This window comes from Caulobacter sp. (assembly GCF_049283275.1).
Classification (GTDB): Bacteria; Pseudomonadota; Alphaproteobacteria; order Caulobacterales; family Caulobacteraceae; genus Caulobacter.
In genome coordinates this window covers 1-7,772 of the sequence record NZ_JBAPVS010000339.1, presented here as the reverse complement: position 1 = coordinate 7,772, position 7,772 = coordinate 1, and the positions used below count along the sequence as shown (strand labels likewise).

Annotated in this window: 6 protein-coding genes; 5 read left to right on the top strand and 1 reads right to left on the bottom strand. The window is 69.7% G+C overall.

Going from position 1 to position 7,772, the window contains the following annotated elements; all coding sequences use genetic code 11:
• Window positions 1–71 precede the first annotated feature (71 nt).
• Complete coding sequence (locus WAL33_RS19330) at window positions 72–269, top strand: cold-shock protein (RefSeq protein WP_026171987.1); 198 nt, start codon at window positions 72–74, stop codon at window positions 267–269.
• Between the two features lie 160 nt (window positions 270–429).
• On the opposite strand, the gene WAL33_RS19325 is transcribed toward WAL33_RS19330, so the two are convergent.
• Window positions 430–2,730 carry an NADP-dependent malic enzyme gene (locus tag WAL33_RS19325; protein ID WP_422183366.1) on the bottom strand — a complete coding sequence of 767 codons (2,301 nt, stop codon included), beginning with the start codon at window positions 2,728–2,730 and terminating at the stop codon, window positions 430–432.
• Between the two features lie 379 nt (window positions 2,731–3,109).
• Between WAL33_RS19325 and uraH the strand changes: the two genes are divergently transcribed.
• The 4 genes from uraH to WAL33_RS19305 all read left to right on the top strand — a co-directional run.
• On the top strand, window positions 3,110–3,457 hold the full coding sequence (uraH, locus tag WAL33_RS19320) for a hydroxyisourate hydrolase (RefSeq protein ID WP_422183364.1): 348 nt from the start codon (window positions 3,110–3,112) through the stop codon (window positions 3,455–3,457).
• A 1-nt stretch (window position 3,458) separates the two neighbouring features.
• A complete protein-coding gene (gene xdhA, locus WAL33_RS19315; protein WP_422183363.1) occupies window positions 3,459–4,940 on the top strand; it encodes a xanthine dehydrogenase small subunit in 1,482 nt (493 codons plus the stop codon).
• Window positions 4,933–7,272: a xanthine dehydrogenase molybdopterin binding subunit gene (xdhB, locus tag WAL33_RS19310; RefSeq protein ID WP_422183361.1), complete on the top strand. Its 2,340-nt coding sequence runs from the start codon at window positions 4,933–4,935 to the stop codon at window positions 7,270–7,272. The genes xdhA and xdhB overlap by 8 nt, the downstream gene beginning before the upstream one ends.
• A gap of 24 nt (window positions 7,273–7,296) precedes the next feature.
• On the top strand, window positions 7,297–7,772 hold a 476-nt coding region (locus WAL33_RS19305), incomplete at its 3' end, for an XdhC family protein (RefSeq protein ID WP_422183360.1).

Below are 7,772 nucleotides of genomic sequence, written 5' to 3'. Positions count from 1 at the left end.
ACGACGCGCCTCGCGGCGGCGGTTATGATGCGCCCCGCGGTGGCGGCGGCACGGGCGAAGCCGGCACGGGCGTGGTGAAGTGGTTCAACAGCACCAAGGGTTTCGGCTTCATCCAGCCGGACAATGGCGGCGGCGACATCTTCGTGCACATCTCGGCCGTTGAACGCGCCGGCCTGCGCGGCCTGAACGAAGGCCAGCAAGTCGGTTACGAACTGGAACAGGACCGCCGCTCGGGCAAGACCTCGGCCGGCAACCTGCGCATCCTCTAAGGCTCGGAATTAGGCCGGACGCGGAGCGTTCGGCCGACCTTTCGACCTGAAAATCAGGCCCCGCTGGAGCCTTTCCCCGTCGCTGAGACGGGGGAGGGGCTCCTGCGGGGCCTTTTTCGTGTCGATTTTCCCCCTTGGGATCAGGCGGCGAGGGGCCTGTTCAACCCCTCAGATGCTCCCGCTCGGCGGCCGCCTGGTTGACCGCCAGGGCGGTCATATTGGCGATGCCGCGGGCGGTGACGCTGGGCGTCAGCACATGCAGCGGCCGGCTCATGCCCAGCAGAACCGGCCCGACCAGCAGGCCCTCGGTGGCGGCGCTGAGCAGGGTCAGGGCGATATTGGCTGCGTCCAGGGTCGGCATGACCAGCAGATTGGCCGAGCCCTTGAGGGCGCTGTCGTGCACCAGGCGGTCGCGCAGGGCCTGGGAAAGGGCGGCGTCGGCGTGCATTTCGCCGTCGACCTCCAACTCGGGCGCGCGCTCACGCACCAGGGCCAGGGCTTCGCGCATCTTGCGGGCGGTCGGCGAGTTCGACGCGCCGAAGCTGGAGTGCGACAGCAGGGCCGCCTTGGGCGTCAGACCGAAACGGCGCACGGAGTCCGCGGCCAGCAAGGTCATTTCGGCCACCTGCTCGGCGGTCGGATCGACGTTCACATGGGTGTCGCAGAAGAACAGCGTGCCGTTGTCGATGATCAGGGCCGACAGGGCGTAGACCCGGTCGACGGTCTCGCTCTTGGGGATGACCGGCAACACATAGGTCATGTGCTGCCACCAGTCGCCGGCCCCGCCCACCAGGGCGGCGTCGACATGGCCGGCCTGCAGCAGCATCGCGGCCGAGACCGTCCGACGGTTGGTCACGCGGCGGGCCGCCGCCGCCGGCGGCACGCCGCGACGGCTGACCAAGCCCTGGTAGCGCTCGACCAGCGGCGCGAACAACGCCGTGTCGGCCGACGGATCGAGGATCTCGACGCGGTTGTCGAAGTCCAGGCGCAGGCCCATCTCGGCGGCCTTGGCGATGATCATCTCGCGCTTGCCGATCAGCACGGGCTTGCACAGGCCCTCGTCCAGCACGGTCTGGACGGCGCGCAGCACCCGCTCGTCCTCGCCCTCGGCATAGGCCACGCGGATGGTCTGGGCCTTGGTGGCCTTGCGGGCCCGCTCGAACACCGGCCGCATCAGCTGGCCCGAGCGATAGACGAACAGCTCCAGCTCGGCGCGGTAGGCGTCGAAGTCGGCGATCGGCCGGGTGGCCACGCCGCTGTCCATGGCCGCCCGGGCCACGGCCGGGGCGATCTGCAGGATCAGGCGTGGATCGAACGGCTTGGGGATGATGTATTGCGGGCCGAACATCGGGGCGACGCCGCCATAGGCCGACGCCACCACCTCGGACGCCTCGGCCCGGGCCAGCTCGGCGATGGCCTCGACGGCCGCCACCTTCATGGCCTCGTTGATCTCCGAGGCGCCGACATCCAGCGCGCCGCGGAAGATGAACGGGAAGCACAGGACGTTGTTGACCTGGTTGGGATAGTCGCTGCGGCCGGTGGCCATGATGGCGTCGGGACGGGCCGCGGCGACCAGTTCGGGCAGGATCTCCGGCTCGGGATTGGCCATGGCCAGGATCAGCGGATTGGGCGCCAGCAGCGGCAGCCACTCAGCCTTGAACACGCGGGGGGCCGACAGGCCCAGGAAGATGTCGGCGCCGGACAGCACCTCGGCCAGGGTCCGGGCGTCGGTCTGGCGGGCGTAGCGCGCCATATTGTCGAGCATGTCGGGCTCGCGGCCGGCATAGACCACGCCCTTGATGTCGGTCAGCGTCACGTTCTCGACCGGCAGGCCCATCGACACCAGCAGGTCCACGCACGCCAGGGCGGCCGCGCCGGCCCCCGAGGTGACCAGCTTGACGTCCTTCAGGGTCTTGCCCTGCACGACCAGGGCGTTGCGGACGGCGGCGGCGCAGACGATGGCGGTGCCGTGCTGGTCGTCGTGGAAGACCGGGATCTTCATCCGCTCGCGCAGCTTGCGCTCGATGATGAAGCATTCGGGAGCCTTGATGTCCTCCAGATTGATGCCGCCGAAGGTGGGTTCAAGCGCCGCGACCACCTCGATGAAGCGGTCGGGATCCTCGGCGTCGACCTCCAGGTCGAAGACGTCGATGCCGGCGAACTTCTTGAACAGGACCGCCTTGCCCTCCATCACCGGCTTGGAAGCCAGCGGGCCGATATTGCCCAGGCCCAGCACGGCGGTGCCGTTGGAGATCACCGCGACCAGATTGCCGCGCGCGGTGTAGTCGCGCGCCAGATCCGGATTGGCGGCGATCGCCTCGCAGGGCGCGGCGACGCCGGGGGAATAGGCCAAGCCGAGGTCGCGCTGGGTCGCCATGCGCTTGGTGGCCTCGATCGCCAGCTTTCCGGGCCGCGGCAGACGGTGATAGTCCAGGGCGGCTTTACGGAAATCCTCGTCCATCGGTCGTTCCTCGGTGACTGCGCAAGGTAGGCGGCGCGGATCGTCTGGTGTGTGGGCGCCAAGGCGCCCCGTGTCGCGATCCGTCAGGGCCTAGCTACCGGTGTTGGCGCGGCTTTTCCAACCTTACCCAAGGTCTGACCGTGTTTTTTACGGTTCAGGGCTTCGCGCGGGCGATCGCGGGTGGCCCGATAAGTAATAAAAGACTTATATAACGCCTATCCGACGGGCGCCCAGCGCCGCCATGCAAGGCGGTTTGCCGTCTTGGCGAGGCGAGGGGGTGTCCGGGCTGGACTTGCGGGCGGGGCGATTTCAGCATCGCTCGGAAGGCCCTGGGGTCTAGAATGGCGCAAGGCGACGCCGAGCAAGGAACCACGAACGCATGAGCGGCCTGACCACCCACATCCTCGACACGGCGGCCGGCCGCCCGGCGGCGGGGGTTGTTGTGCGAGTTTCCGCCCGGCGCGGCGAAACGGTCAGCCTGCTGAGCGAAACCCGCACCGACGCCGACGGCCGGGCGCGGCTGGTCGAGGGCGCGGACCTGACGGTCGGCGGCTATCGGCTGGAGTTCGCGATAGCCGACTACTTCAAGGAGACGGGCGCGGTCGTCAGCGATCCGCCGTTCCTGGACGTGGTGGTGATCGACTTCGCGGTGGCCGATCCGGCCCAGCATCATCATGTGCCGCTGCTGGTCTCGCCGTTCGCCTATTCCACCTATCGAGGCAGCTGAGATGGCGCCAAAAGAACAGGGCGAGGTGCGCTTCCTGCTGAACGGCGAGGTGGTCGAGGCCCAGGGCGTCGATCCCACCCGCACGCTGCTGGAACATCTGCGCGGCGACCTGCGTCGCACCGGAACCAAGGAAGGCTGCGCCGAGGGCGACTGCGGGTCGTGCACGGTGCTGGTCGGCGAATTGGACGGACAGGGCGGCACGGACGCCAAGGTGTCCTGGCGGGCGGTCAACAGCTGCATCCAGTTCGTGCCGATGCTGGACGGCAAGGCGGTGATCACGGTCGAGGGCGTGGCTAAGGACGAACCGCATCCCGTCCAGGCGGCCATGGTCGAGCACCACGGCTCGCAATGCGGCTTCTGCACGCCGGGCATCGTCATGTCGCTGTACGGGCGGGCGGTCGCGGCCAAGGGGGCGGACGCGCCGGTCGACGAGGTGCTGGCCGGGAACCTGTGTCGCTGCACCGGCTATGGCCCGATCATCGCGGCGGCGGAGGCGATCATGCCGGAGGCCGCGCCCGACGTGGCCGACAAGCTGGCGGCGCTGCGTCGCGACCAGGCCCTGAGCCTGAACTATGCCGATCCGATCGCCGGCCTGACCCGTCGCTGGTTCGCGCCGCTGAGCGTGGACGCCTTGGCCGAGACCTACGCGGTCCATCCGAACGCCGTGGTCGTGGCCGGGGCCACCGACATCGGCCTGTGGGTCACCAAGCTGCGCAAGCCGCTCGAGACGCTGATCGACATCGGCCGGGTCGACGAACTGAAGACCGTCTCCAGCGAGGGCGGTTGGCTGCGCATCGGCGCCGGCGTGCGCTATGTCGACGCCCTGGAGGCGCTGGGCGCGCTCTACCCCGACCTGGCCGCCATGATGCGCCGGCTGGGCTCGACCCAGGTGCGCAACAGCGGCACCATCGGCGGCAACATCGCCAACGGCTCGCCGATCGGCGACATGCCGCCGGCCTTGATCGCGGCCGGCGCGACCCTGGTCCTGCGCCGCTGGAACGAGCGCCGGACGATCCCGCTGGAGGACTTCTTCATCGCCTACGGCAAGCAGGACCGTGCTCCGGGCGAGTTCGTCGAGGCGGTGCTGGTTCCCGAGCCCGCGCCGGACGCCCTGTTCAAGGTCTTCAAGCTGTCCAAGCGCTTCGACCAGGACATCTCGGCGGTGTGCGGGGCGTTCAACATCCGGATCGAGGACGAGGTCGTCACCGCCGCCCGCATCGCCTACGGCGGCATGGCCGGCACGCCCAAGCGGGCCGCCGCCTGCGAGGCCGCCCTGGTCGGCCGGCCATGGAACCGTGCGACGATCCACGACGCCGTCGAGGCCCTGGCCGGCGACTTCACGCCCCTGACCGACGCCCGCGCCACGGCCGCCTATCGCGCCCTGACGGCCGGCAACATGCTGCGCAAGGTGTTCATCGAGTCCGCCCGCCCCGATTTGGAGACGCGCGTGGAGACGTACGCGCCGGAGGCCGCCCATGGCTGATTCCGGAGCCAAGCTGGTCGAGCCGGTCGTCTTCCAGGGCGTCCACGCCGCGCTGCCGCACGACAGCGCCCTGCGCCATGTCTCGGGCGCGGCGCTGTATGTCGACGACATCCCCGAGCCGGTCGGCCTGCTCCACGTCCACCTGGGCATGAGCAAGAAGGCCCACGCGCGGATCATCTCGATGGACCTGTCGGCCGTGCGCGCCTCGCCCGGCGTGGTGACGGTGCTGACCGCCCAGGACATCCCCGGCGAGAACGACGTCAGCCCGGTGATCCACGACGACAAGCTGTTCGCCGAGGGCGAGGTGATCTGCGTCGGCCAGAGCCTGTTCGCCGTGGCCGCCACCTCGATCGCCGCCGCCCGCGCCGCCGCCGCCAAGGCCGTGGTCGAGTACGAGGACCTGCCGGCCGCGATCACCATCGCCCAGGCCCGCGAGGCCGACCTGAAGATCGAGGCCAGTCAGCGCATGGCCCGCGGCGACGCGGCCGCCGCCCTGGCGGCCTCGCCCCGGCGGCTGCAAGGCGCCTTCGCCATCGGCGGCCAGGACCACTTCTACCTCGAAGGCCAGGTCGCCCTGGCCACGCCGGGCGAGGGCGGCGACGTCCACATCTGGTCGTCGACCCAGCATCCCAGCGAGGTCCAGCATCTGGTCGCCCGCGTGCTGGACGTGCCCCACACCAGCGTCACCGTCGAGGTGCGCCGCATGGGCGGCGGGTTCGGCGGCAAGGAGACCCAGGCCTCGCTGTTCGCCGCCGCCGCGGCCCTGGTGGCGGTCAAGACTGGCCGCCCGGCGAAGGCCCGTCCCGATCGCGACGAGGACATGGTCATGACCGGCAAGCGGCATGACTTCGAGATCGCCTACGATGTCGGCTTCGACGACGAGGGCCGGCTGACGGGGCTGGCGCTGGAGCTGGCCTCGCGCTGCGGCTCGACCACCGACCTGTCGCTGGCCATCAACGACCGGGCGATGTTCCACGCCGACAACTGCTACTTCCTGCCGGCGGTCGAGATCATCTCGCACCGCTTCAAGACCCACACCGTATCGAACACCGCCTTTCGGGGGTTCGGCGGACCGCAGGGCATGGCGGCGATCGAGCGGGTGATGGACGCCGTCGCCCAGGCCGTGGGGCTGGATCCGCTGGAGGTGCGCCGGCGCAATCTCTATGGCGGCGAAGGGCGAAACCTGACGCCCTACCACCAGACGGTCGAGGACAATGTCGCCCCGCAGCTGCTGGCCGAGCTGGCGGCGTCCTGCGACTACGAGGCCCGCCAGCGCGAGATCGACGCCTACAACGCCAAGAGCCCGGTGCTGAAGAAGGGCCTGGCCCTGACCCCGGTCAGGTTCGGCATCTCGTTCACCACCACCCACCTGAACCAGGCCGGGGCCCTGATCCATCTCTATGCCGATGGCTCGATCCTGCTGAACCACGGCGGGACCGAGATGGGGCAGGGGCTGTTCGTCAAGGTCGCCCAGATCGTCGCCGAGGCCTTCAAGGTCAGCGTCGACCGGGTGAAGGTAACGTCCACCGTCACCGACAAGGTGCCCAACACCTCGGCCACGGCCGCCTCGTCGGGCACGGACCTGAACGGCATGGCGGCGTTGAACGCGGCCAACACCATCAAGGCGCGGTTGGTGGAATTCGCGGCCAAGAAGTGGGGCTGCGGCCCGGGCGAGGTCGCGTTCACGCCCGAGGGCCTGCAGGCTGGCAAGGAACTGGTCCCGTTCGAGGTTCTGTGCCGCCAGGCGCACCTGGCGCGGGTGTCGCTGTCATCGACCGGCTTCTACGCCACGCCGAAGATCCACTACGACCGCGCCGCCCATAAGGGCCGGCCGTTCTATTACTTCGCCTATGGGGCGGCCTGCAGCGAAGTGCTGATCGACACCCTGACCGGCGAGATGAAGGTCATCCGGGCCGACATCCTGCACGACGCCGGCCGCTCGCTGAACCCGGCCATCGACCTGGGTCAGATCGAGGGCGGCTTCATCCAGGGCATGGGCTGGCTGACCACCGAGGAGCTGGCGTTCAGCGCCGACGGCCGCCTGCTGACCCACGCGCCCTCGACCTACAAGATCCCCACCTGCGGCGACCGTCCGGCGGTGCTGAACATCGCCCTGTGGGAGCCCGGGCGTAACGTCGAGGAGACGGTGCACCGCTCCAAGGCCGTGGGCGAACCGCCGCTGATGCTGGCGCTGTCGGTGCTGTCGGCGGTGAACCGCGCGGTGGCCTCGGTGGCCGACCACAAGGTGTTCCCCGACCTGGACGCCCCAGCGACGCCGGAGCGGATCCTGATGGCCGTCGAGGACGTCAAGCGAAGGGCGGCGCAATGTTGACCCTCTCCCCATGGGAGAGGGCGCATGAATTGGGCTCGTTCCGCGCTCGCGCAATTGACCCAAGGCGATGTCGCTCTGGTCACCATCCTGGCCACCGAGGGCTCGGCGCCGCGCGACGCCGGGACCAAGATGGTGGTCTGGGCCGACGGCCAGGCCGGCACGATCGGCGGCGGAAATCTGGAGCATCAGGTCGTCGACCAGGCCCGCAAGATGCTGCTGACGCAGGTTCACTTCGCCCTGCAGGACTATCCGCTGGGGCCGCTGCTGGCCCAGTGCTGCGGCGGCCGGGTGAGGCTGCTGATCGAGCGCCTGGACAAGATCGCCGTCGACTGGCTGACCGAGGCCGCGCGGCGGCTGGACGCCGCCCAGCCCTTCGAGGTCCGCACGCGTTTCAACCCCGGCGCCCTGACCAAGACCATCGCCCCGGTCACCGCGTCCAGCCCCGACGGCGCGCCGATCACCCTGGCGGGCGAGCCGGCCACGGCGCGCGGGGCCCGGCC